This window comes from Pseudarthrobacter sp. SSS035 (assembly GCF_023273875.1).
Taxonomy (GTDB): domain Bacteria; phylum Actinomycetota; class Actinomycetes; order Actinomycetales; family Micrococcaceae; genus Arthrobacter.
In genome coordinates this window covers 1,257,209-1,281,026 of the sequence record NZ_CP096882.1, presented here as the reverse complement: position 1 = coordinate 1,281,026, position 23,818 = coordinate 1,257,209, and the positions used below count along the sequence as shown (strand labels likewise).

Below are 23,818 nucleotides of genomic sequence, written 5' to 3'. Positions count from 1 at the left end.
GGCTTGGATGGTGATTGGAGTTGCGGGAGCACGTGCGGCGGGTGCCTAGAACCTCGAAGCGATAGGGCTTCCGTCCGGGGACCGCTCCTCGATCAGCTTTCCGCCCAGAATACGCTCGACGGCGGCGCGTCCAAAGACACCGGATTCCTCGATGGTTTCATCGTCCGCGCTCGGTATGTCCTGGACGTAGGTTGCGGCGGCAGCCCTGGCTGGCGCCTTGGCACGCCCGGCTTCGGCCTCGGGGCTGTTGGACAGGCGCTGGTAAAGACTCTGCCGGGCGGCAGCAGCGGACTCAGAGGTTGCCGGTGCCGGCTGCAGGGGTGCGGTAGCCGGAGCAGTCGATGCCATGGCGTACTCACGGACGTCAGCCGGTTCGGGAACCGTTGCTTCCCCCGGCGGGACTGCCGGGGCTCCCGGTGCTTGGCCGGTTGGCGCCGGATTGTGGGGCTCCGCGGTTTCTGGCACGGGGCTTTGTAGTGCGGGGGGCTCTGGCGCGGAGCTCTGCGGTGCAGCTGAATGTGGTGCAGCTGAATATGGTGCGGGGATTTCGGGGATTTCGGTGGTTGCGGTGGGGGCTACGGGTGGCAAGCCCCAGCTGGCGTCGGCATCGGACTGGCTCACGACAGCTGACGTCTTGGGGACCTGGGCGGTGGCCGGCTCGTAGCTGGGCGCAGGAGCGGTTTCCGTGGCCTCTTCCGGGACGGACGTGTTCAGGCTTTTGCCAACATTGGGCTCGGTGCCAACCACCCATACGCCCGGCGCCTGCTCGACGGCCCGGCCCCACGGATCGAGTGCCGTATCGGGTTGTGACGGAGCGGCCGATGCGGCAGCGGAGGACCTGCTTGCTGGGGAGGCCTTTGCTGCTGCAGCCTTTGAAGCACCTCGGGCGGACCGCTTGGCGGGTGCGGCCGCTGAAGGCTCAGGCTGTGCAGACGACAGGCGTGGGGTAGCCGCAGCCGAGGGATCCCAGTCCATGGGTGGTTCCTCGTCCAGCGGCGGGGCATCTTCGTCGCGCGGCGGGCCCCAGTCGTCATCGGAGTAGGCATAGGAACCGGCATTGGCATCCGGCTCAGCTGGTACCGGCTGTCCCGGGGCGGCTGGTACTTGGGCGGCCTCAGTGACTGATGCCACGCTGACGGCGCCCAAGTGCTGGATGTTTTCCGCCGAAGCTGCTGCGCCTGCAGACGGTGCAGGTGCAGTAGTGGGAGGAGGCGCGGCCGGTTCAGGAGTACGCGTCGCGTGGGAGAGGGCAGGCGAAGGTGCCTGTGCGGTGGCATGCACCACTGGGGTGGAAACAGCGCCAGCAGGGGCCAGGCCCCACGCGACATCGGCTGAACTGGCCGGAGCTTCAGGACTAGCTTCGGAACTAGCTTCCGAACCGGCTTCCGGACTAGCGGGAGCTTTTGGGTTTGGCTCAGCGCTCGCTGCCCTGTTGGCGCCACCGGCGACTGCGGTGATCTGGCAGTCGATGCCCACCGTTTTGTGGATCGCCTGCCGCAGGTTTTCAGCGTGATCAGCCCGGCCGAAGGCGCCAGCCAACCCGGTAGTGCTGAACGACAGTGTCAGGACCTGGCCGTCAAATGCACCCACCTGGGCGTTCGGCTCAACCAGGGCCCACGTGCTGCGCTTGATCTTGGAGAGTGTCTGCAGAACTTCCGGCCAGGCACGGCGCAGGACTTCGACGTCGCCTGTCCCGGCGGCCCCAGTGCTTGCCGCGCCAGTTCCTGTCGCACCGGTCGGTGCAGCAGTGGCAGGGGCATGGCCAACCGAAGGGGGCGCAGCCGGGGCAGGTGCAGCGGTGGCGGGAGCCGTGACAGCGTCGGTGCTTGCCTGCGGGGTGGCCGGGGAAACTGCGCGGGTGGCGTCTGCCCCGGTCTCCCGAGTGGGCTGACCGGATGCCTGCGGTGTGGGAGCGTGCCGCCTGCCTGTGGACTCGTCAACCGGCCAGTCGTTGGTGCTGACCCTGGGCGGCGTCAGCGACGGCCTGGTCTGTTCGGCTCCGTATGCGGGTGGCCGGGCCGACCCGGGACCGGCAGCCGCTGGCCCTGAAGGCTGCTGCGCAGCAACCGGCGCCGCAGCAACTTGCTGTGCCGCGGCCGGAACCGCAGCAACCGGAAGGTCCGCGGCGGGCGCCTCAGAAACGGCTGGCGCAGAAACTGGTTGTACGGAAGCTGCTGGTACGGAAACGGGTGCAGCAGGAGCCGGCGTTGCCGCCGTCGGCACCGCGGAAACCGCAGCGGGTCCAGCCGAAACCGCAGCACCAGCCGGAGCGGGAGCGCCGACGTCGTTCCCGGCGTAATTCAGGCGCCGCTCCACGCGGTCGATCCGCGCAGCGATGCCGCGTTCCGTCTGCTCCGAGCTGGGGAGCAGGATGCGGGCGCAGAGAAGCTCAAGGTGCAGGCGCGGAGAAGTGGCGCCGGTCATCTCGGTCAGCGCAGTGTTGGTGACATCAGCGGCGCGGGAGAGTTCGGAAGCCCCGAGGTTGTGCGCCTGGTTCTGGAGCCGGGCGATCTGGTCCGCAGGCATGCCGCGGAGGATGACCTGGGCGCTTTCGGGCATCGCCTGGACGATGATGAGGTCGCGGAAGCGTTCCAGCAGGTCCTCGACGAAGCGGCGGGGATCGTGGCCGGTCTGCACCACGCGGTCCACAGCCCGGAAAACGGTGGCGGCATCTGAGGCGGCCACCGCTTCCACCACGTCATCCAGCAATGATGCGTGGGTGTAGCCGAGGAGGGCTACGGCAAGTTCGTAGTCGAGGCCGTTGGGTCCGGCGCCGGCCATCAGCTGGTCCAGCACAGACAGGGAATCGCGGACGGAGCCGCCGCCGGCCCGGACCACCAGCGACAGAACGCCGGGAGCCACGGGAACGTTTTCCTGGGTGCAGAGCAGCTCCAGGTACGCCATCAGCGGCTCCGGTGGGACAAGCCGGAAAGGGTAGTGGTGCGTGCGGGAGCGGATGGTGCCGATGACCTTGTCCGGCTCCGTGGTGGCGAAGATGAACTTGATGTGCTCCGGCGGCTCTTCAACGATCTTCAGCAGGGCGTTGAACCCGGCCGAGGTGACCATGTGGGCCTCATCGATGATGAAGATTTTGTAGCGGTCGCGGACCGGGGCGTAGGTTGCCCGTTCGCGGAGGTCGCGGGCGTCATCCACGCCACCATGGCTGGCAGCGTCGATCTCGATGACGTCCAGGGAGCCGGAGCCGCCGCGGGCCAGTTCAATGCAGCTGGGGCACGTCCCGCAGGGAGTATCCGTGGGGCCCTGGGCGCAGTTGAGGCAGCGGGCCAGGATGCGGGCGGAGGTGGTCTTTCCGCAACCGCGTGGGCCGGAGAAAAGATAGGCGTGGTTGACACGGTTTTTCCGCAGTGCCGTCATCAGCGGCTCGGTGACATGTTCCTGCCCGATAACGTCGGCGAAGGAGTCCGGGCGGTATCTGCGGTAAAGGGCGGTGGTAGTAACAGTCACGAGAAAACCCTACCAATCCGGGCAGACAATCAGGATCCCTCGCGGACGGCCGCCCTGTGGGGGAATAGTAAAGACCCCCCATGCACCCGCCAGAGCCCGTTTACCCTTGCTACCTTCCGGTCCTGGGGGAGTTCAACAGGATGACGCCACATGAGGGGCCGCAGATAAGTTTACCCGAAGATTCCGGAAGGTCCGGACGGCCCGGGCGTCGGCAGTCCGTGGCCGGTCAGTTGCCGTAGTGGTACCGGCAGGCGGCAATCAGGATTTCGACGCCGGAGCCACTTTCCACGTAGCGGTAGACGAGTCGGTGCTCGTCAGTGATGCGGCGTGACCAATAGCCGTGAAAGCCGTGCTTGAGCGGCTCGGGTTTTCCGATGCCTTCGTTGCCGTTTCGGGCGATGTCTTGAATCAGAGTTTTGATCCGCTTCATTGTCCTGCGGTCCTGGGCCTGCCACCACAGGTAGTCCTCCCAGGCACTTTCGTCCCACGAGTGCTTCATTCAAGAAGATCGCGTTCGGTCCCGTGCCCGGATTCGAGGCGCTCGATGGATTCCAGAATGCGCCGGGCATTGGCTGGGCTCCGGAGCAGATAAGCCGTTTCGCGAAGGGATTCGTAATCGGCCCGCGAGACGATGACCACGTCTTCCTTGCCGGGGCGCGTGATGATCACTTCTTCGCGGTCGTCCGTGACGGCGTCGAGAGTTTCCTTGTAGTGCGCGCGCGACTGGGAGTAGGTAAGTGTTTTCACGGGCAGGCCTCCTGGTGAGTACAACTTATTGTACTCTGGCAGGCTTGCATGAGGCTGGGCGGCTGCGCCAATATTCGCTTTCGCGGCCCGGACACGATTTCAGCGGTGCGGGCCCACGCTGCCCATGCGGGCCAGGGCAGCCCTGCAAAAAGTCGACGGCGGTCCGGCTCGGCGCAGCGTGCTTGCTGAAAAGGTGGTCAGGCGGACAGGCAAGCACTGGTCAGCGAAGCTCATCAAGCTCATGCCCACGCCTGCGCTCAAGGCCATCAACAGTGTGATGGGGCGAAACTTCGTCACCAAGTATGGGACCAAGCAAGGAATCATCGTTCTGGGCAAGGTGGCGCGCTCGGCGTCGGGGCAGCCATCGGCGGTGCCATGAACTTTGCCATGGCCCGCGGCCTGGTTAAGAGTGCCCACAGAGCGTTTGAACTGGACGGCGCCGTTGATGAGGCTGCCGACGTCGAGGTGTTCGAAGAGGAAGCTGCGCCGTAAACAGCCGTCATGTGGAGGCGTGGCCCAAGGGCCTACTGGGCCTGATAGAGAGTCGCTGTGTCGGTGGAGACGCATAGGATCGTTGGAAGCTACCTGCCCCGGAGATTATGGAGTATCGCCTTGGATTCCCTGTCAACTGATCCCGTTGAACTCGAAGAGGAATTGTACGTCGAGGAAGTGAGCGACTCCCTTACCCCTGACCCGACGCCGATTTCGAGCCAGCCAGGCACGCCCCGGGAGGAACTGGCCGCACTTCTTCGGGCTGATACGACCCGGCTCGGCGACGTTTTTCGTGGTCTGGAGGAAAACAGGTCAGCCAATGACATCGCCAATGACCTAAATGTTTCAACCAGCGGCTTTGTCGGCAACTATAAGGCGAAAATTGATGCTCTCCTAGACGGTGTTGTTCCAGGCCCGAGCTACTTGAGCGCGACGGGCGCGGCGGCCCGATCCTTCCTGAAAAAGAACCGTGGAGTCCTGTCATCAGCGGCAGCTTCGCTGCTCCAAGGACACATATACTCCCTCGAGAAAGCCTACGACTCGGTCATCACTGACGAGTCTCCTGTGGACACATCGGTTGCTGACAGCCAAGACGAAGAACTCGCCGAAACACTGACGCGCTTGGCACACGTTGCAGGGATCTACGCATTTTCGTATGGATGGTATTTGGAGAGCCCGGTGGATGCAGACCGTGGAAATACGTTGATCAAGGTTGGTCGGTCAGACCACGTTGGAAGACGGCTGGTTGAGCATCAGGGCTATGCAGTCAAGACACACATGCCTGAGCCGGTTTCGATCTTGAGGATCTACACAACTCAGCCCGGTGAATCACAGGTGCAGGAGAAACGCTTCCATAAGCTCTTAAGCACTGCTGGCCATGACAACCCCCGTCGAACTGTTGTTAGGGGCAAATCCGAGGTCGGGAAGGAATGGTTTCTGACGAATGCCGATTTCCTGGACGCAATAGCAGAAGCCTGCGGGCTCAAGACGGAATACATTGGTATGGCTGATTAGCAGACCTGGCTTCAGAATGTCACCGCCACCCGTTCACAGGCCGGCTCGTGAACGCCGGCTCCTCGTAATGGTGAGCAGCGCGCAAAGGCCCGCACAACGCCGGTCGAGTACGTCCTCCTCAACCACGCACTTGACCCGGACTTCGGACACCTGCTCGCCCGTTTCCACTGCGCCGACAGGCGGCTGGGCGTCCGGCAGGGGGGTGAAGCGCCCGTGGCGCGCAGACAGGAACATGGAAGACTTCGCTCGATGACTGTTGAGCCGCTCCGGTCTGGTTCGGACAACGGTGCTTCATCGGCAATCCCAATGGACATTGCGCCTCGGCCAGCACTGGGTCAGCAATGAAAGTTGTCATGGCTGGGCACGGCCGCGAAAGCCGGAGCAAAGGCACGGACGCCAGCTAGCGTCGCCAGCCATCCACCGGCCAGCTCATAAAGGCGGGCTCCTCGTAAGGGTGCGCCGCGCGCAGGGCCAGCACAACGGCGTCGAGCATCTCTTCCTCGACAACGCACTCCACCCGGGTTTCCGGCACGCGTTCGACCGCACCCACGGCCCCGATGAACGGCTCGGCACCAGGCAACGGAGTGAAGCGCCCGGTACCGGGGGAGGTGAATGTGCAGTGCGAATAGTTCCCGATCCTGCCCGCGCCGGCATCCCCGATTGCCGCAAGCAGGGGCTCTGTGTGTGTCTCCGGAACGTAAACCACCAAGGCGTGCAGCTGTGTCATGGCCTCATCCTGCCAAGACGGCAGGGTAATGGGCAGCGATTTTCATTGCTTATCCGGCGGGTAGGGCCGATCATGGATATGTACACCGATTGGGGCAATCTCAAGGTTGTGAGCTGCGGGGCCTGGCTGGAGGGCCGGACCCGGCAGCTCAACGGTGTATCGGAGGAATGGGCGCATTGGGGGCGTCCATTTTTACGTTAACGGGCCAGCTGGAACCCGGATTGCCGCGTGCGGTAACAGTCCGCCGGCCCAATTGGGCGATGCCGGAATGTTCAGGTAGTCTAGTATCTGCTTTTGATTCGAAAGCAGCTGGAGAATTCGCCTAGCGGCCTATGGCGCACGCCTGGAACGCGTGTTGGGTTAACGCCCTCGGGGGTTCAAATCCCCCATTCTCCGCCAGCCAAAAACCCGGTTCTGACCTCGTCAGGGCCGGGTTTTTGCTGTCCTCCAGCCAAGCGTTGACCCATGGCTGGAGGACAGCTGCCCAGGTCACGCGCCCGCGTAGCCCAACCGGCGGAGGCGCTCCCGAGCCGCTTGTTCGCTGGGTCCAGGCCCACGTCCAAGGGCAAGATGTACGACGCCGAGAGTCACCTTCGTTGCCAGCCTCACGGGGAGCGGGAACGGCCCCAGCCGGGGGACCTGGAGCCCCAGCATGCGGCGGTACTTCGGCTCAAGGCTGTAGACGGCGCCGGCGAAGATCATCCGGTAGCCGGGGCGCAGCAGCGGATGCAGTGGCGCGTTGCGGATGAACTCAACGGTCTCGGCAACCCTGCTGTCCGCCACCAGCTCACCGTTGTTATACCAGCGGTCCAGTTGCTCCCGCATTTCGGCCTCGCTCAGGGGCGGATCCTCCACGCCCATCAGCCGTCCGGCCTGGGCCCACTCACGGACATAGGCGTCGGGGCCGCCGGGGATCCCGGCACCCCAGATTTTGTGGGCCGAGAGGAAGGCGTCCACGAACGCGATGTGGACCCAGCGGGCGAGTTCCGGATCGTTGGCCGAGTAGCTCCGCTCGCCGCCTTGCCCGTCACCGTACGTCCCCTGTACAGGCTCATGCAGCCGACGGACCCGGGCGGAAGCCTCGTCGGCGGCGGCCTGTGGGCCATAGGTGACGGTGAAGATCCAGCGGATGGTCCGGGCCAGCCGGCTGAGCGGATCTGCGCGGAAGTCGGAGTGCTCGTGGATTCCCGCCAGCGCCCCGGGGTGCAAGGCCTGAATCAGGAGCGCGCGGACCCCAGCCACAATGGTGGTCATGGAGCCGTGCACCGCCCAGACGGCCGAGCCGGGAAGGTGATAGCCGGCGTCGTCCCCTTCGGACAGCCGCGGAACCCAAGCGGGCTGACCGTCAGTGCTGCCGGTGAATACCCGTTTGATTTCGCCCTGCCATTCCCTGAGGAAATTTCGCATGCCACTATTCTCGCCCAGAAGCCGCGGGCACGGTTCTGAGGGCTGATCCACATAATGTCCGCAGCGGTACCGGCGCGGGGGTTCACAGGCCCAGGTCTTTGTGGTCCCATGAGATGGTAAGTCCGTCTGGATCCGGGGTCTGGCGGGCCAACCCGGGAGTAACGAGTGGGCAATCATTGGGGATCCGGCCGGGAGAAGGAGCCCGCGGGCGGCTGTGCCATGGCTGTGCGCGTGCTGGCCGCCAGCGCCGTTGTTGCCGCGTCACTCTTCGCCGTCGGCCTCCCTGGATCGTCCCCCGTTGAACCCCGCCCGGCAGCTTCGCCGGCGGGTGCCGGACATGTTGGCCTGCCTGGGCTGGCCGTTGCTTTCCTGACGGACAGCCGGGCCTTGGTTCCGTTTAACCGCACAGTGGTCAGGACGATCGCCAAGGGCGGGAGCGCTCCGCTCAACGTGGCCGCCACCGGGCTCACCCGCCCCCCGGAGGGGTCCCTCATGGCGCCCCTGGAGATCCTCACGTCAAGCTCTCCATTCGGGTACAGGGTCAGTCCGATCACCGGTGCGGGCGGCGATTTCCACCTGGGCCAGGACTTCGCTGCCGGCTGCGGCACCAGGGTTTATTCGGCCGACGCAGGCGTGGTCCGGGCCGCCGGGTGGCACCCCTGGGGCGGCGGCAACCGCGTGGAACTAGACCACGGCAACGGGCTGATCACCACGTACAACCACTTGGAGGCGGTGGCGGTCCGGACGGGGGACGCTGTGCAGGTGGGCCAGGTCATTGCCCGTGTGGGCACCACGGGATGGTCCACCGGCTGCCATCTGCATTTCGAAACCATCCTCAACGGCAAGCACACCAGCCCGCTGAACTGGACACTTCTGCGCATTCGTCAGTTGGACGAGCTCGAGGACATAGCCATGGTCAACTATGAGGCCAAACCCGTGGACATCGGCGCGCAACGCTGGGCCATCCCGGTCGCCGAAGACAACAGCCACACGGTCCTGGGCGGCGAAGAGGAACTGTCCGAACCGCCGCCGGTGGAGGGATCAGTGACAACGTCGGAACCGCCGGACGAGGCACGCACGGAAGAGCCGTCGTCGGACGCTACCTCGCCTGAATCCGCGTCGCCGGACCCGACTGCAACTGAAACGGCGACAGGACCTGCGACAGGGACGGCGACGAAAACAGCCACTTCGACGGCATCGCCCTCCCCAACGCCTTCCACGCCCCGGGCAACGCGGACGCCGACGGGAACGTCAAGCGCCACGCCGACGACGACGTCACCCACCCCCACGGGCACCTCACCCACACCCACGGGCACTTCGCCCGCGCCGACGACGAGCGCGTCGTCGTCTCCGACGCCCACTGTCTCCAGGTCGTGGCGGCTCAGGCCTACTTCGCGCCTGACGCCGACGCCGGCGCCAACGGTGGAGCCCACAGCAACAACGAGTAGCGGGTCGTCAGCCGAAACAGCCGCGCCTTCGGCTTCTACGACAGCTACAACCACCGCCACGCCTACCGACACCGCAACATGGTCCGAGTCGGCGGGACCCTGACAGAGAACTCCCAGACTGCACCCGTACCCTTGATGGTTGGCAACGAATCACCTGCATGACCAACCTTTCAAGGACGGCGCTGTGACAGACCTGTACACCATTCCCCTCACCCTCAACGACGGCACCGAAACCGACTTTGGCCGGTTCAAGGGCAAGTTGGTGCTGGTGGTGAACGTGGCGTCAAAGTGCGGGTTCACTCCGCAGTACGCGGGCCTGGAGACGCTATACGAGAAGTTCCGCGACCGCGGCTTCGATGTGCTCGGAGTTCCGTGCAACCAGTTCGCCGGCCAGGAGCCAGGCAACGACAGCGAGATCGCCGAGTTCTGCGAGCGGAATTTCGGTGTCACTTTCCCGCTGACGGCCAAGGCCAACGTGCGTGGCAAGGACCAGCATCCGCTCTATGCCGAGCTGACCAGGTTCAAAACCAGTGTGCTGCCCGGCCTGGTGAAATGGAACTTCGAGAAGTTCCTGGTCAACCGCGAGGGCGAGGTGGTGGCACGCTTCGCGCCCACCGTCGAACCGGACTCCGCCGAGGTCATCGACGCAATTGAAATGGCACTGGCAGAATTTGACGGACCGGCGGCCACAACCGAACTTTCCCAAGCTTAATTCTTTAGTTTTTTCCAACTTGGCCGCAACAATTTACCCACAGTTTGCCAATTGTCTGATTGGATAATAGTTACTGAAGGGTAGAAGGGAAACGCCGTTTCCCACCAACCACAGAGGCAGCAATGAAGCACATCGAGGCCGAACACCCCCGGCCACGCCACTTCCTTCTCCACCTGAGCGACCCCCACCTGTTGGGAGGTCCGGATCCCCTTTACGGCGCAGTTGACAGCGAAGCCAAGCTCATTCAGCTTTTCGACGAGGTCAGGGCTTCCGGCGCCCGGCCCGAGGCCGTGATCTTCACGGGTGACCTCGCCGACCAAGGCGACCCTCAAGCCTACGCAAAGCTGCGGGCAATTGTTGATCCCGCCTGCGAAGACATGGGCGCCCAAGTCATCTGGGCCATGGGCAACCACGACAACCGCGCCAACTTCCGGACCGGGCTGCTGGACGAGCCGGCCAGTGACGCACCGGTGGATCGCAGCTACTTCATCAACGGCCTACGCATCATCACCATGGACACGTCGGTCCCGGGTTACCACCACGGCGAGCTAAGCCCGGCCCAACTGGGGTGGCTCACCCGCCAACTGGATACCCCTGCCCCCGACGGCACCATCCTGGCGCTCCACCATCCGCCGGTCCCGTCGATCCTGGACCTTGCCGTGCTCGTGGAGCTGCGGGACCAGGCAAGCCTGGCCTCCGTGGTCCGCAACTCCGACGTCCGGACTATTCTGGCTGGGCATCTGCACTACTCGACTACCGCCACCTTTGCTGGGATTCCTGTCTCCGTTGCCTCGGCCACGTGCTACACCCAGGACCTCAACGTCGCCGTCGGCGGTACCCGCGGCCGGGACGGCGGGCAGGCCTTCAACCTGGTGCATGTCTACGAGCACACCATTGTCCACTCCGTGGTTCCGCTGGGGAACGCGGCCACCGTAGGGGAGCATGTCACCTCGGAAATGACTGCCGAGCGACTGGCCGCCGCGGGCGTCAGCATCCCTGACAACGCCAAAACAGGAGGCGTCAGGAAGGTAGCCCTTCCGAACTACGCTATCTAGCCGCGCAAAGCCCGGAGGGTCGGAAGCCCTGACGTGGGCGTGACCAGTGTCAGGGCTGCGAGCGTCAGAGCTCCCAGGGCGCCTTGATGGGGTAGTACTTCTCCAGGAAGTCGGTCACGATCTCGGCGCGCTCGTCCGCGGGGACTTCGGGGAAACTGCCGTCGTTGAGGCAGAAGAAGTCCATGTTCCGCTTGGCCAGCAGCTTGGGCAGGGAGTTCAGCCCGGCGCGGGCGGTGGTGTCCACGTAACGCACCTTGGCTGCGGTCTGCGTGACCGCACGGCCTGTCAGCAGCGCGTAGTAGTGGTAGAAGGAATTGGTGACCGAGATGTTGTCCGCGGCGCGGAACCTGCTCGCCGCCGTCTTCTGGAACTCCTCCGGGAACTCACGCTCCATCCTGGCCACAACGCTGCGCCGCAGCGGGGCCGCGGTGTGCTCCAGATGCCGCGTGGTGATCCGACCGAACCGGTTCCAGAGCAGCTTGCGGTTCACGCGGGCGGCGTTCTCGAAGCCACTGCGCTCGGCATCGTTGTCGCCCAGCCCGATCCGGGTCTCGGCCTCGATGAACTTCGTGACGCCACCCGGTGTGAAGAACATGTCCGGGCCCACCGAGCGGCCGAAGAACATGTCGTCATTCGAGTAGAGGAAGTGCTCGGAGAGGCCCTCGATGTGGTGGAGCTGGCATTCGACCGCCTGCGAGTTGTGCGTGGGCAGCACTGCGGGATCGGCGAAAAACTCATCGCTGCGGACAATGGTCACCGACGGGTGCTCCGCGAGCCACTCCGGGGCGGGGGAGTCTGTGGCGATGAAGATGCGGCGGATCCAGGGCGCGAACATGTAGATGGAGCGCAGGGCGTATTTGAGTTCGTTGATCTGCCGGAAGCGGGCTTCGTGGTCGTCGCCTTCGCCGAGAACCACACCCTGCTGCTGGGCACGGCGGGCCGCGATGTATTCGGGAGAGCTGCCGTCAACCCACGAAAACACCAGGTCGATGTCGAAGCTGATATCGCTGGCATGGTCGGCGAACATGTTCTCGATGGTGGGCCAGGTGTGGCCGTACCGTTCAACCGTCCCGCGGACAGCGTCCTGGGACTGCATGGTGCGGCGGGTCAGGGAGTTTTCGATCGGGAGGATCAGCTGGTCGCCCTCAAAGCTCCAGAGCTCAATCTGGACGCCAGCGGAGGAACCGAACTCGAAACCGCCGTCGGGTTCAACCCTCGGTCGGTAGAGGCGGAAGATGCGGGCCTGACGGTTGGGGGAGAGATCCCCGTCTGCCACCAGCACCGAGGACTTCTTTTTCGCGTCCACGGTCATGGAGTACACGGGCTCGTTGCGGCAGGCCTCCACCAAGGCCGCCCGCAGCTTCTTGCGGTCGTTCCAGTCCAGGGCGATGACCGGACGGTCGTTGTTGCCGCGCACCAAAAGGTAGTCCAGCCCTGCCTCCGCGAGCACATTGCGCAGGAACAACAGATCCTCAACCATGGCCTGGTACGGCGTCCTGTTGTGGTTGATCAGGGCAAACCGGCCCTTGTGCCGGACGACGTCCGGCCGGTGTTTGAGGCGAGCTTCGGCAGCCGGAGACGTCACCTCCGTGTGGGTGCGCGGTTCTACGGACGCCTGGCCGCCGTAGTAGATCTCGTCCTGGACAGGTGCTTCTGTAATGGTTGTCTCCGTCGCGTGTAAATGGTAAGCGTTCTTATCTGAATAATAGCGCGACGCCCAAAATGGCAGGCCTCAAACAGGCGGCTGCCGGCCGGGGACGGGCTCAGCCGACCATGGCCTCCCGCCAGCTGCGCAGGTAAGCTCCGCCGGCGTCGTCGTGAATGACATCTTCCCCAAGCCCCAGATCGGTGGCGGTCAACACGTCATAGGGCTTGACCGGAACGCCGTCCGCCGGGCGGACATCAACGTGTTTTACGGGGTGGTCATTGTGGTGGAGCCAGTCCGCCATGGCGTAGTCCGTGCGGGAATCACCTACCGTCCGCCACGCCAGCGGCGTGATGCCCTGTGCCGCCAGCAACTCCACGGCGCGGCTGGCGCCGAGGTCTTTGCCGAGCCGCACTGACTCAATATCGGTGGAAATAATGGTGGGATCGACGCGGTAGTCCACCTCGTCGTCGGAATTCGGTGCGTGGTGCTCCAGGCGAACCACGCCCATGCCGTGGCGGGTCATGAGGTCCATGGCGTCGGAGTCGAAAAGCTTCTGTTCGGCCAGGTAGTCGGCGGAGGGCACCTCGATGTGCTGCTCAACGGACACCATGGCACGTTTCGTCTCGTCAAAAAACATGTGCCTGGAGTAGTCCTCGGCCACGAGCCGGCGGACGTCATCGCCGTAGGCCTTGGGCACGGCCAGTTCGTGATCAACGTGGATGGGGCCGGGCCCGGCGGCGGTGTAGCTGAACCACACGGCGCCCTTCTCGCAAATGGCGTGGATGACTGTCCCGGCGGGAATGCCGGCGGCGATCATCGGCTCCATGACCTGCTCCCGGATGAAGGTATCGGAGCGGCCGGTATTGAAAATGACCGGAATTCCGGCGGTGGCCAGCGCCACAAGATCGGCAATGATGCCGGGTTTCACGTCACGGGTCACGGGGCTGGCCACGGGTCCGTCAACGTCGAGCAGGAGTGCGAGGGGCGGGGTGGACGGCAGGCGGACGCCGGGCGTGGTGCTGGCAGGGAATTCGGGTGCAGTCATGGCTCCATTGTGTCAGCCACGGGCCTCTGATCCTGCGCCGGCGGCGCAATGTCCACGGCATGTGACAGATGGTCACTGTTTGGCTACAACCTTGGGATGCTCCGGGCCGGACACTTCTCTTGGGCCCCCAAGCTGCCTAGGGTGGCATGGTGATCTTCAAAGCTGTGGGCGAGGGACGCCCGTATCCCGACCATGGTTTCAACACGCCTAAACAGTGGGCGTCGCTGCCGCCGCGCCCTGTCCGCCTGGACGAACTGGTGACCACCAAACGGACGCTCGACCTCGAAGCGCTCCTGGCCGAAGACTCCACCTTTTTCGGAGACCTCTTCCCCCACGTGGTGCAGTACCAGGGAACCCTGTACCTGGAGGACGGGCTGCACCGCGCCGTCCGGACAGCGCTGCACCAGCGGACCGCCATCCACGCCCGCGTGCTGGTCATAGATGGCTAGGAAACCCAAGGACGCCCACGTCCTGCACGGCCACCACATTGTCACCGGCCCCGAACTGCGGGCCACGTTTGAGGCTGCCGGCGACCCCGACAACCCGGTGCGGGTGCGCCGCCGCGTGGTGCATGGAGTGGTCCTGGTATTGCTGCTGGGCCTCATTGCCGGCGCCATCATCGTTGCGCTGGCCATCATGAGCGGACAGCTGAAGCTTCCGACGACGGCGGGCAGCGACGAGCCCCGGACCACCTGTCCCGGGGCCACCTTTGACTACACCCCCAACGACAAAATCAACCTCAACGTCTACAACTCCACGTCCCGCCCCGGTCTGGCCCGCTCCGTGGCGGATGAGTTGCTGGTCCGGAAGTTTGTGGTGGGTGCCGTGGCCAACACGGAGGCCGGCTACCGCGGCGTGGCCGCGGTGGTTTCCGGGGCGGCCGGGCAGTCTGCGGCCTTCAGCGTGCAGCGGAACCTGCCGGGCTCCGACTACTTCCAGGACAGCCGGACGGACGCCAGCGTTGATGTGATTCTTTCCAGCGATTACAAAGAGCTGGCCGCCGCGGACCGTGTGGACCAGACGCCAGGGACGCTCAGCTGCCCACGTGAAAGCCGGCGGATCGCTGACGATGCCAAGTGGCCGGTTATTCCGACGGCCGCCCCCTGACCCCTTGCTCTATCACTTCCGGTCGTTAAACCAGCGGCAAAGTCAAGTAGTCGGAGCAACGCGGGGGTTTATGCCGCGTGTAGCAGCTGGTTCAGCCGGTTGGCTGGGGTCTCGAGGTTAAGGGTGGGCCGGGGCCGGCGGTTGAGTTTCGCGGCGACCCGGCGGAGGTCCTCCGGGGTGTGAACGGAGAGGTCAGAGCCTTTCTCGAACCAGAACCGCAGGAGCCGGTTGGTGTTCTCGTTGGTCCCGCGCTGCCAGGGTGAGTGCGGGTCGCAGAAGTAGAGCGTGGTCTCGAGTGCGGTCTGGATTTGGGCGTATTCGGCCAGTTCCGTGCCGCGGTCCCAGGTGATCGACCGTCGCAGGTGATCCGGGAGCTGGCCCATCTCCCGGATCATCGCGGCGGCGACAGTCTCAGCGGTGTGGTCCCCGGCGAGGTGGAGGAGGATCGTGAACCTGGTCGAGCGTTCCACGAGTGTTCCGATCGCGGTCCCGTCGCAGCCGATGATGAGGTCACCTTCCCAATGCCCCGGCACTGCCCGGTCCTGGACCTCGGCCGGGCGCGCACTGATCTTGAACGCCTCCTTGTAAGGGCTGTTCTTGTGCCGGTCCGCGGCGTGGGGAACGCGCTGCTTCCGCTTCAGGCTGAGCTTCTCGGCCAGATCTGCCCGCAGACTTCCGCGGGATTGAACATACAGCGCCTGGTAGATCGTCTCGTGGCTCACCTGCATAGTGTGATCACCGGCGAAGTAAAACGCCAACATCGCCGAGATCAGTTTCGGACTCCACCCGTCATCCATCCACACGCCGATCAGCCGGCACAGATCCTCGTCCTCGACCAGCTTCAACGCCTTGGGCCGGCGCCTGGCCTGATGCGCCCTCGTATGGGCGACCGAGGCGTAATACACCCCGTCCGCGCTGGCGTTCCGGTTCACCTCCCGCCAGACCACCGACTTGTCCCGACCAATCGCCTCACCAATGTCGGCATAGCTGAGTCCCTTCCGCCGACCCATCTGGATCATCCCCCGATCAGCCAAGTTCAACGCCCGGCCACCCGGACCGTCCGCCGTCGGTGCCGGATCCGAAAGACCCCCAACAGCGCCCATGTTCACAGTCATCATGTGGCCAGACTGGGCCCACCAGTTCCTCCCAGCCCCATGCGTGACTCCGACACGCCGCGCGGCAGCGACAATCGACATCCCGCCACACACCATGTCAACGAACTCGGTGCGGGTATTCGGAGGAAATGATCTGGCCATGAAAACGCTCCATCAATCAGAGCGTTGCTACGACCGTATGACTCTGCCAGCGGGATGACGACTCCAGGTGATAGAGCAACGCAGGGGGTTACGGCAAGGGGAGGCTGACGCGCAGGGGTGCGCCGTCGTCGTCGAACCGTGCTCCGGCGCCCAGCTGGATGAACCGCACGGTCCGGGCGATCCGGGCCTCAAGTTCGGCGGGCTCGTTGCTGCCGCGCGCTGCGCTGGAGGAGAGCGTGCCGTGGATGAGCTGCGCCTGCTGGCGAATGTCCGCTTGCGGCAGGTACCCCTGCGCCATGCCGTCCCCGAGGATGCCCTGCAGCAGGACGCTGAGTTCACCCACGTGGTCGGCCAGTTTCGCAAAGGACGACGGCGACAGCACCGCCGCCATCGCCGGTCCGGGCGGGAGATGGCGGCGGCTGAGGTCCTCCACCTGGGTGCGCACGTACAGGGCCAGCCGTTCGACGGGGTTATCGAGCGCGCTCAGTGAGTCCCGGAGTTCGGCGAGGAAGCGCTCGGTCTCATCCAGGGCGTAGGAGATCAGCAGTTCTTCGATGTCGGCGTAGTAGTTGTACACCGCGGTCCGCCCCACCCCCGCATGCCGGGCGACGTCGGTCATGGTCAGCCCGGGCAGGCCGTGGGTGAACAGGAGCTCCCCAAACGCTGTCAGGACCCGGCGTTGCGTCTCGGCGCGTTGCGCAGCGTTGTTGGCCGCCGAAATCCTGGGCATGCAGACACTTTACCGCGATGTGTCAGTAAAAAGCGTGCGCCGGACTGACGCGCCTCTGAATCAGACAGCGCAGCCGTCGGGGCCGCAAGCCTCGCCGTCGTTGCCGTCCGCGGCGCTGACCAGAACCAGGGGGTTGGTCTCCTGCCAGGCCTGGTTGAGCGCCGCCGTGAACGTTTCGGCAGGCTGGGCACCCGAGAGCCCGAACTTCCGGTCAATCACAAAGAACGGGACGCCCGTGATTCCCAGGGCGCGGGCTTCCTCGAAATCGAAGCGGACGTCGTCGGCGTATTTGTCCGTGGTGAAGAGCTCGGCGACTTCTTCAGTGTTGAGGCCCAAGTCGTAGCCCAGGGCGGTGAGGTACTCGGCGCTGCCAATGTCCTTGCCGTGCTCGAAATGGTCGCTCAGCAGGCGCTCCTTCGCGGCATCCTGCTGTCCGTGCTGGGCCGCGAGATGGATCAGGCGGTGGGCGGTGAAGCTGTTGGCCACCACCACCTGGTCGAACCGGTAGTCCAGGCCCTCGCCCTTGGCCTGCTCGGTAACGTGGTCAAACATCTGCGAGACCTGCGCCGGGGCCATGCCCTTGCGCGTGCTCAGGTAATCCAGCTCGGTGCCGTCATAGTGCTCGGGAAGGGTGGGGTCCAGCTGGTAGCTGCGCCACTTCACCTCCACAGCATCGCGGTGCGGGAACTCGGCCAGGGCCGCCTCGAAGCGGCGCTTGCCGATGTAGCACCACGGACACGCGACGTCTGACCAGATCTCAATCTTCATGCTTGCCACAACCCCGCCTGCCCCGGGGCCATTCCGCGGCGGGGTGTCAGATTGGTCACCATTGAGCGCGAAGGGACACTTGAGGCCCTCAGCCGCTGGGCCTCAAGTGTCTGTGAGGATTTTAGTGGCTGGTCTGGGACTGGCTGGCAGAGTGGGTATTGGCCGTTCAGCCCCGTGGATGTGACTCATCAAGTGTTTGGCCCTGCAAGGGGTGTCTTTGAATGGATCTGTCCATCCGCGGGGGTGGCGGCCGGTACCACCCGGCCCACCTCGGTAACTTGATCAGAAGGTTGTCCGCCTCTTTGGGGGCGTGGCTCGTCACAGTGTTGTTCCGAAGTGACCTCTACCCGGACTGGTACCGGCCGTGCGCGGCCCTGACCATATCCGCGAATAGAGGAAGGTGCCAGAACCGCTATGACTATCGTTGCTCATTCCCGCCCTTTTGTCGTCGGCGTCGATACGCACGCCAAGAACCATGTCTACGCCATCATCACCGGCAACACCGGTGAGCTGACCGCCACCCGGGACTTCCCCACCACCGGGGCCGGCATTACCCGCGCAATCGCCTGGGTCGCGCGCCGCACCGGCGCTGATCTGGCGACCTTGTGGGTGATCGAGGGTGCTGCTTCCTACGGCGCTCTGCTGGCCGGTTCCGTCGGCGCCGCCGGCTACACGGTCGCCGAAGCCGCACGCATGGATGCCCGAGCCCATCACGGGGTCGGCAAATCAGATCCGCTCGACGCGCACCGGATCGCCGCAGCCGTCCTGCCCCTGGATGAGCAGCAACTGCGCCAGCCACGGCTGAACGAAGGAGTCCGAGCTGCCCTGCGGATCCTGGTCACCGCACGGGAATCCATGACCACCGACCGTACCCGGGGCGTGAACGCGTTGACCGCCCTGCTCCGGGTCAACGACCTTGGCCTGGATGCGCGCAAACCCTTGACCGGAACCCAGATCACCGAAGCCTCCCGCTGGCGGGCCCGGGAAGAACCGCTGGCTCAGTCCGTTGCCCGCGCCGAAGCAGTCCGGCTGGCCAAACACATCACCGAACTCGACGCGGACATCAAAACCAACAACGACCAAATCACCGGACTGGTCGAAATCAGCGAAGCCGCACCCCTCCTCAAGGAGACCGGGATCGGTCCCGTCACGGCCGCCATCTGCCTGAGCGTCTGGTCCCACCGGGGACGCGTCCATTCCGAGGCCGCCTTCGCGTCCCTGGCCGGAGCCAGCCCTATCCACGCCTCGTCAGGGAACACCGTCCGGCACAGACTCAACCGCGGCGGCGACAGAACCCTGAACAAAGCCCTGCACATCATCGCCCTGAGCCGGATGACCTTCGAGCCCGCCACCATCGACTACGTCCAGAAACGCCAAGCCGAAGGACGAACAAAAAAGGAGATCCGCCGGTGCCTGAAACGCTATCTCGCCCGACGGATCTACCGAATACTCAACGCCGCAAACCCAGACCCCGGCCACGCTTGACAACCATAGAAGGATCCCTTCGCGCTGGGTGTGGGCGGTGGGTGTGTCGCGTTGGGTGTGTCAGACGGCGCGTTCGAGGACGAAGTCGTGCTCCACGGTGGTTCCCAGCCGGAAGGACTTGCTGCCCACTTTGTGGAAGCCGGACTTTTCGTAGAACCGGATGGCCCGGGCGTTCTGGCTGTTGACCCCCAGCCATACTCCGGCCGCGCCCGCTTCTGCCGCCGCCTGGAGGCTGGCGTGCATCAGTTCGCCGGCCGCGCCCAGGCCGTGGTGTTCGGGGTGGACGTAGCATTTGCTGAGCTCCATGGAGGGCAGGACTTTCAGCGCCGCCGCGACATCCGGATCCTCTGCGGGCCGGTTCACCAGCAGGCTGTAGCCGCGGAGCGCCCCGTCCGCGTCAATGACCAGGATGGTGACATCGGGATCCGCCAGGTACTCCCGGAAGTGCCGTTCGCTGAGCGTGTTGGCCACGTGCGCGGCAATGTCCTCCGGTGACGACGACGGCGGGCACGCGGGAAGGTGACGGCCGCCAGGTCGGCGAGCGGGCCGGCGTCGTCCGTTGTTGCCTTTCGAGTCGTGTGGGTCATGCAGGGATTCTACGTGCGCTTCCTAGGGCTTCGTGCTGAAGGCGGCGTCGAAGCTGGTCTGGGAGGCGGGGAAGTCGAACTTCTTCAGCGCTGCCAGGGCTTCGGGCGCGCCGTGGAGCCGGTCCATGCCGGCGTCTTCCCATTCGACCGAGATGGGCCCGGTGTAGCCGATCGCGGTGAGGGCGCGGAAAGAGGATTCCCAGGGGACGTCGCCGCGGCCGGCGGAGACGAAGTCCCACCCACGCCGGGGGTCGCCCCAGGGCAGGTGGGAGCCCATGACAGTATTCCGGCCGGTGGGGCGGAGCTTCGTGTCCTTGCAGTCCACGTGATAGATCCGGTCCTTGAAGTCCCAGATGAACGAGACGGGGTCGATGCCCTGCCACATGAAGTGGGACGGGTCCCAGTTCAGGCCGAACGCCTTCCGGTGGCCGATCGCTTCGAGGGTGCGGACGGTGGTCCAGTAGTCGTAGGCGATCTCGGAGGGGTGGACCTCGTGGGCGAACCGGACACCGCATTCGTCGAAGACGTCCAGGATGGGGTTCCAGCGGTCCGCGAAGTCCTGGTAGCCGGCCTCGATCACGGCGGCGGGGACGGGCGGGAACATGGCCACGTACTGCCAGATGGAAGAGCCGGTGAAGCCGACGACGGTGTCCACGCCGAGTGCCTTGGCCAGGCGGGCGGTGTGCTTCATTTCCTCGGCGGCGCGTTGGCGGACGCCCTCGGGATCCCCGTCGCCCCAGACCTTCGCGCCCACGATCGCTTCGTGGCGGAAGTCGATGGGGTCATCGCACACGGCCTGGCCCTTCAGGTGGTTGGAGATGGCCCAGACCTTCAGGTTGTACTTCTCCAGCACGGCGAGTTTGGACTCGACGTACCCGGGTTCGTCCCAGCGCCAGGCGTCCAGATGGTCGCCGGAGACGGCGATTTCCAGGCCGTCGTAACCCCAGCCGGAGGCCAGGCGTGCGACTTCCTCGAACGGGAGGTCGGCCCACTGGCCGGTGAACAGGGTATAGGGGCGGGGCATGTCAGGCTCCTTCGGAAGCGGTGGTGCGGGCCAGCGGGATAGTGGAGCTTTTCGCTGCGGCGGACTCTTCGATGGCGTTCAGGATCCGCTGCACCTCAAGGCCGTCCTCGAACGACGGCGACGGCGGTGTTCCGTCTTGGATGGCAAGCAGGAAGTCGCAGATTTCGTGGGTGAACGTGTGCTCCCAGCCGATGATGTGGCCTTGCGGCCACCACGCTCCGAGGTACGGGTGCTCGGGTTCGTTCACCAGGATCCGCCGGAAGCCCTGCTCGCGGACGGGCACGGTGGCGTCCAGGAACCGGAGTTCGTTGAGGTTTTCCAGATCGAAGCTGATGGCGCCCTTGTCGCCATAGACCTCCAGCTTCAGGGAGTTCTTCTGGCCGGTGGCCACCCGGGAGACCTCCACTGAGGCGATCGCGCCGGAGGCGAGGGACAGCGTGGCCCAGGCGGCGTCGTCGACCGTTACGTCCTCCAAGCCGTCCACGCCGGGGCGGCGATCCACGAAGGTGTGCAGGCGGCCGGAAACCTCGGTGACCCGGTCCCCGAGCAGGAACAGGACCTGGTCGATGGCGTGGGAGGCGATATCCCCGAGTGCCCCGGAACCGGCGGTTTCCTTGTTCAGCCGCCAGCTCATGGGCGCCGTTTCGTCCGCCAGCCAGTCCTGCAAATAGGCGGCCCGGACCTGCCGGACAGTGCCCACCCGGCCCTCGGCGATGAGCTCCTTCGCCAGGGCCAACGCGGGCACCCGCCGGTAGTTGAAGCCGATCATCGACTGCACGCCCTGGACCCGGGCTGCCCGGGCGGCCGCTGCCATGGTCTCGGCTTCGGCAAGGGTGTTGGCGAGGGGCTTTTCCACCAGGACATGCTTGCCTGCCTCGAGCGCCGCGATGGCGATCTCGGCGTGCATCCAGCCCGGCGCGCAGATGTCCACGATGTCGATGTCATCGCGGTCCAGGACGGCCCGCCAGTCCGTCGCGGTCTCGGCCCAGCCGTACTTGGCGGCGGCTTCCTCCACTCCGGCGGCGTCCCGGCCCACGAGGACTTTCTGGTCGAAGGCCGGGACGTCGAAGAAGCTGGCCACGTTGCGCCAGGCGTTGGAGTGGGCTTTGCCCATAAACGCGTAGCCGATCATCGCGACGCCGAGCGGGCGCTTCGCAGGTGAGGTCATCATCGTTCCTAGAGCGTTGCGGTTTCCGGGGCCCAGTCCTCGGGGAGGGCAGGGGACGCGGGAGCGGAGCTTTCAACGTCAACAAACGTGCCGGTTTCCATGGACTCGGTAATCGAGACCATGGTGTCCAGGACGTGGTAGGCCAGGTTGCCGGTGGCGCGGTGGGGGACGCCTGCACGGATGGACCTGGCCATGTCCAGGACGCCCATGCCGCGGCCGCGGCCGCTGGCGGGGCCGGTTGCCGGGACCGTGGTCCAGTCCTCGTCCCCGGCGCGCCAGAGCCGGATGTCGCCGTCGAAATTATTGGGGTCCGGCAGGGACAGCGTGGCCTCGGTGCCGGTGATTTCAACGAATCCCATGTGAACGCGCGGGGACTCAAAGGAGAAGACGCTGTGCGAGGATGCTCCGCTTTCGAACTGGGCCATGGCGCTCACATGCGTGGGCACCTCCACGGTGAACTCCTCGCCGGCCTTGGGCCCGGAGCCGATGACGCGGAGGTCCCTGGACCTGGATCCGACGGCGGCGACCTTGCGGACGGAGCCGAACGTCTGGACCAACAGGGTGAGGTAATACGGGCCCATGTCGAAGAGCGGCCCGGCCCCGGCCTGGAACAGGAACGCCGGGTTGGGGTGCCAGGATTCCGGGCCGGGGGTCTGGAACGTGGTCATTGCCGTCAGCGGGGTGCCGATGTCGCCGCGTTCGATCAGCCGGCGTGCGGTCTGCAGGCCGGCGCCGAGGAAGGTGTCGGGGGCGCAGCCGAGGCGGATGCCGGCGGCGTCGGCGGTTTTGAGCAGGCCGAGCCCGGAGGCGCGGTCCAGGGAGAAGGGCTTCTCGGTCCAGACATGCTTGCCGGCATTGACGGCGGCGGTGGCCACCTCAACGTGCGCCGCGGGGATGGTCAGGTTCACGATGATTTCGACGTCGGGATGGTTCAGTGCCGCGTCCACGCCGCCCCACTCCGCGATGCCGTATTCCTTGGCCCGGGCCTCGGCGGCCTCTTCAAAGAGGTCGGCGACTACGAGGACTTTCAGGTCCGGGAAGCCTGTGAGGTTGTCCAGGTATTCCTTGGAAATGTTGCCGGCGCCGATGACGGCGACTCCCACCGGACCGCGGCGGGTCGATGCTGCGTGGCTCATGCGCGTGCTCCGGCCGTGCCGGTGCCCTGGGCGGCGGTGAGATAGGCGAGGCTCTCGGCGATGCCTACGAAGATGTCTCCGGCGTAGTCATCGAATTCCACCACGCCCACCTCGAGGGACCTGGCGGCGGCGATGACGTCCAGTACGGCGACCTTGCCTTGGCCTGCGGGGAGCTGCGCCTTGGTATCGGTGTTCAGCGGTCCGTCCTTGATGTGGATGAACTTGACGCGGTCGCCGAGGCGCTCCAGCACAGCCACCGGGTCCTGGCCGCCCACGGCAACCCAGTACGTGTCCACTTCGAGGACAACTTCGGGATCAAGGAGGTCAGCGAAATACTCCAGGGCGGTGGGGCCCTCGATGGTGGACTCCAGCTCCCAAGCATGGTTGTGGTAGCCCACCCGGATGCCGTATCCGGCGCCCTTCCTGGCTGCATCGTTGAGGCCGGCGGCGGTGGCCTGGATGTCTTCGGCGGACTGCCAGCGTTCGGCCGGGATGAAGGGGTCGATGACGGTGGTGATGCCCAGCTCTTTGGCCGCAGCGAAAATTTCGTCCTGATCCTGGCTCAGCAGCGGTGCGTGCCCGGACGGAGCCGTCAGGCCGTTCTCCCGCAGTGCAGCCCCGAGCTCCTTGGCCGTGGCTACGAAGTTGTACGGCTCGACCTTCGTGAAGCCGATCTCCGCGACCTTGCGGATGGTGCCGGGAAGGTCCGCCTGGATCTGGTCCCGGAGTGTGTAGAGCTGGATCGAGTAGTTCATTGGTTCTCCTGATTGCAGACGAATCCACGTTGATTGGGTGCT

General features: G+C 65.2%; 22 protein-coding genes, 1 tRNA gene, 1 other RNA gene and 1 pseudogene. 9 read left to right on the top strand and 16 right to left on the bottom strand.

Annotation, left to right across the window (positions count from 1 at the left end; genetic code table 11):
* Positions 1–45: 45 nt before the first annotated feature.
* The 4 genes from MUN23_RS05775 to MUN23_RS05760 form a co-directional block, all read right to left on the bottom strand.
* A complete protein-coding gene (locus MUN23_RS05775; protein ID WP_248762955.1) occupies positions 46–3,465 on the bottom strand; it encodes a DNA polymerase III subunit gamma and tau in 3,420 nt (1,139 codons plus the stop codon).
* 66 nt (positions 3,466–3,531) lie between these two features.
* Positions 3,532–3,628: signal recognition particle sRNA small type (gene ffs / locus MUN23_RS05770), an RNA gene on the bottom strand.
* Positions 3,629–3,691: 63 nt separating this feature from the next.
* Positions 3,692–3,964 (bottom strand): Txe/YoeB family addiction module toxin, encoded by a 273-nt coding sequence (locus tag MUN23_RS05765; RefSeq protein WP_248762949.1) that lies wholly within the window; start codon positions 3,962–3,964, stop codon positions 3,692–3,694.
* Positions 3,961–4,212, bottom strand: a complete 252-nt coding sequence (locus MUN23_RS05760) for a type II toxin-antitoxin system Phd/YefM family antitoxin (protein WP_248762947.1) — start codon at positions 4,210–4,212, stop codon at positions 3,961–3,963. The genes MUN23_RS05765 and MUN23_RS05760 overlap by 4 nt, the downstream gene beginning before the upstream one ends.
* A 124-nt stretch (positions 4,213–4,336) precedes the next feature.
* Between MUN23_RS05760 and MUN23_RS05755 the strand changes: the two genes are divergently transcribed.
* Entirely contained in the window at positions 4,337–4,591 is a 255-nt protein-coding gene (locus tag MUN23_RS05755; protein ID WP_248762945.1) for a hypothetical protein, read from the top strand.
* A 233-nt stretch (positions 4,592–4,824) separates the two neighbouring features.
* Positions 4,825–5,718: a GIY-YIG nuclease family protein gene (locus MUN23_RS05750; protein ID WP_248762943.1), complete on the top strand. Its 894-nt coding sequence runs from the start codon at positions 4,825–4,827 to the stop codon at positions 5,716–5,718.
* A 400-nt stretch (positions 5,719–6,118) separates the two neighbouring features.
* Here the strand turns inward: MUN23_RS05750 and MUN23_RS05745 are convergent, their stop codons facing one another.
* Positions 6,119–6,445, bottom strand: coding sequence for a hypothetical protein (locus MUN23_RS05745; protein WP_248762941.1), 327 nt, complete (start codon positions 6,443–6,445; stop codon positions 6,119–6,121).
* A 311-nt stretch (positions 6,446–6,756) separates the two neighbouring features.
* On the opposite strand from MUN23_RS05745, the gene MUN23_RS05740 reads away from it, so the two are divergent.
* Positions 6,757–6,844, top strand: a tRNA-Ser gene (locus MUN23_RS05740).
* A 90-nt stretch (positions 6,845–6,934) separates the two neighbouring features.
* On the opposite strand, the gene MUN23_RS05735 is transcribed toward MUN23_RS05740, so the two are convergent.
* A complete protein-coding gene (locus MUN23_RS05735; protein WP_248762939.1) occupies positions 6,935–7,852 on the bottom strand; it encodes an oxygenase MpaB family protein in 918 nt (305 codons plus the stop codon).
* 165 nt (positions 7,853–8,017) lie between these two features.
* Here MUN23_RS05735 and MUN23_RS05730 point away from each other — a divergent pair, with 165 nt between their 5' ends.
* The 3 genes from MUN23_RS05730 (at position 8,018) to MUN23_RS05720 (ending at position 11,067) form a co-directional block, all read left to right on the top strand.
* The gene (locus tag MUN23_RS05730) at positions 8,018–9,403 is read left to right on the top strand and encodes a M23 family metallopeptidase (RefSeq protein ID WP_248762937.1); all 1,386 of its coding nucleotides are present in this window, start codon (positions 8,018–8,020) and stop codon (positions 9,401–9,403) included.
* An 81-nt stretch (positions 9,404–9,484) separates the two neighbouring features.
* Positions 9,485–10,012, top strand: a complete 528-nt coding sequence (locus MUN23_RS05725; RefSeq protein ID WP_305886581.1) for a glutathione peroxidase — start codon at positions 9,485–9,487, stop codon at positions 10,010–10,012.
* A 122-nt stretch (positions 10,013–10,134) separates the two neighbouring features.
* Entirely contained in the window at positions 10,135–11,067 is a 933-nt protein-coding gene (locus tag MUN23_RS05720) for a phosphodiesterase (protein ID WP_248762935.1), read from the top strand.
* A 64-nt stretch (positions 11,068–11,131) separates the two neighbouring features.
* Here the strand turns inward: MUN23_RS05720 and MUN23_RS05715 are convergent, their stop codons facing one another.
* Both MUN23_RS05715 and MUN23_RS05710 read right to left on the bottom strand, forming a co-directional pair.
* On the bottom strand, positions 11,132–12,547 hold the full coding sequence (locus MUN23_RS05715) for a stealth family protein (protein ID WP_371876030.1): 1,416 nt from the start codon (positions 12,545–12,547) through the stop codon (positions 11,132–11,134).
* Between the two features lie 283 nt (positions 12,548–12,830).
* The gene (locus MUN23_RS05710) at positions 12,831–13,760 is read right to left on the bottom strand and encodes a hypothetical protein (RefSeq protein WP_248762934.1); all 930 of its coding nucleotides are present in this window, start codon (positions 13,758–13,760) and stop codon (positions 12,831–12,833) included.
* 149 nt (positions 13,761–13,909) lie between these two features.
* On the opposite strand from MUN23_RS05710, the gene MUN23_RS05705 reads away from it, so the two are divergent.
* Both MUN23_RS05705 and MUN23_RS05700 read left to right on the top strand, forming a co-directional pair.
* Positions 13,910–14,209, top strand: a complete 300-nt coding sequence (locus tag MUN23_RS05705) for a type II toxin-antitoxin system VapB family antitoxin (protein ID WP_058930154.1) — start codon at positions 13,910–13,912, stop codon at positions 14,207–14,209.
* Positions 14,202–14,867 carry a LytR C-terminal domain-containing protein gene (locus MUN23_RS05700; RefSeq protein WP_248762932.1) on the top strand — a complete coding sequence of 222 codons (666 nt, stop codon included), beginning with the start codon at positions 14,202–14,204 and terminating at the stop codon, positions 14,865–14,867. Before MUN23_RS05705 ends, MUN23_RS05700 begins: the two co-directional genes overlap by 8 nt.
* Positions 14,868–14,935: 68 nt before the next feature.
* Here the strand turns inward: MUN23_RS05700 and MUN23_RS05695 are convergent, their stop codons facing one another.
* From MUN23_RS05695 to MUN23_RS05685, 3 genes are all read right to left on the bottom strand, one after another.
* Entirely contained in the window at positions 14,936–16,123 is a 1,188-nt protein-coding gene (locus MUN23_RS05695; RefSeq protein ID WP_371875902.1) for an IS30 family transposase, read from the bottom strand.
* Between the two features lie 88 nt (positions 16,124–16,211).
* On the bottom strand, positions 16,212–16,853 hold the full coding sequence (locus tag MUN23_RS05690; RefSeq protein WP_248762930.1) for a TetR/AcrR family transcriptional regulator: 642 nt from the start codon (positions 16,851–16,853) through the stop codon (positions 16,212–16,214).
* A 60-nt stretch (positions 16,854–16,913) separates the two neighbouring features.
* Complete coding sequence (locus MUN23_RS05685; protein WP_248762929.1) at positions 16,914–17,621, bottom strand: DsbA family oxidoreductase; 708 nt, start codon at positions 17,619–17,621, stop codon at positions 16,914–16,916.
* A 414-nt stretch (positions 17,622–18,035) separates the two neighbouring features.
* Between MUN23_RS05685 and MUN23_RS05680 the strand changes: the two genes are divergently transcribed.
* The gene (locus MUN23_RS05680; protein ID WP_248758872.1) at positions 18,036–19,106 is read left to right on the top strand and encodes an IS110 family transposase; all 1,071 of its coding nucleotides are present in this window, start codon (positions 18,036–18,038) and stop codon (positions 19,104–19,106) included.
* 60 nt (positions 19,107–19,166) lie between these two features.
* On the opposite strand, the pseudogene MUN23_RS05675 reads toward MUN23_RS05680, so the two are convergent.
* The 5 genes and pseudogenes from MUN23_RS05675 to MUN23_RS05655 all read right to left on the bottom strand — a co-directional run bounded on the left by MUN23_RS05675 (position 19,167) and on the right by MUN23_RS05655 (position 23,776).
* Positions 19,167–19,693, bottom strand: a pseudogene (locus MUN23_RS05675) (GNAT family N-acetyltransferase).
* Positions 19,694–19,715: 22 nt separating this feature from the next.
* Positions 19,716–20,717 carry a sugar phosphate isomerase/epimerase gene (locus MUN23_RS05670; RefSeq protein WP_058930149.1) on the bottom strand — a complete coding sequence of 334 codons (1,002 nt, stop codon included), beginning with the start codon at positions 20,715–20,717 and terminating at the stop codon, positions 19,716–19,718.
* A 1-nt stretch (position 20,718) separates the two neighbouring features.
* Positions 20,719–21,888: a Gfo/Idh/MocA family protein gene (locus tag MUN23_RS05665; protein WP_248762927.1), complete on the bottom strand. Its 1,170-nt coding sequence runs from the start codon at positions 21,886–21,888 to the stop codon at positions 20,719–20,721.
* Between the two features lie 5 nt (positions 21,889–21,893).
* Positions 21,894–23,021 carry a Gfo/Idh/MocA family protein gene (locus tag MUN23_RS05660; protein ID WP_248762925.1) on the bottom strand — a complete coding sequence of 376 codons (1,128 nt, stop codon included), beginning with the start codon at positions 23,019–23,021 and terminating at the stop codon, positions 21,894–21,896.
* Positions 23,018–23,776 carry a sugar phosphate isomerase/epimerase gene (locus tag MUN23_RS05655; protein WP_248762923.1) on the bottom strand — a complete coding sequence of 253 codons (759 nt, stop codon included), beginning with the start codon at positions 23,774–23,776 and terminating at the stop codon, positions 23,018–23,020. The genes MUN23_RS05660 and MUN23_RS05655 overlap by 4 nt, the downstream gene beginning before the upstream one ends.
* Between the last annotated feature and the right edge of the window lie 42 nt (positions 23,777–23,818).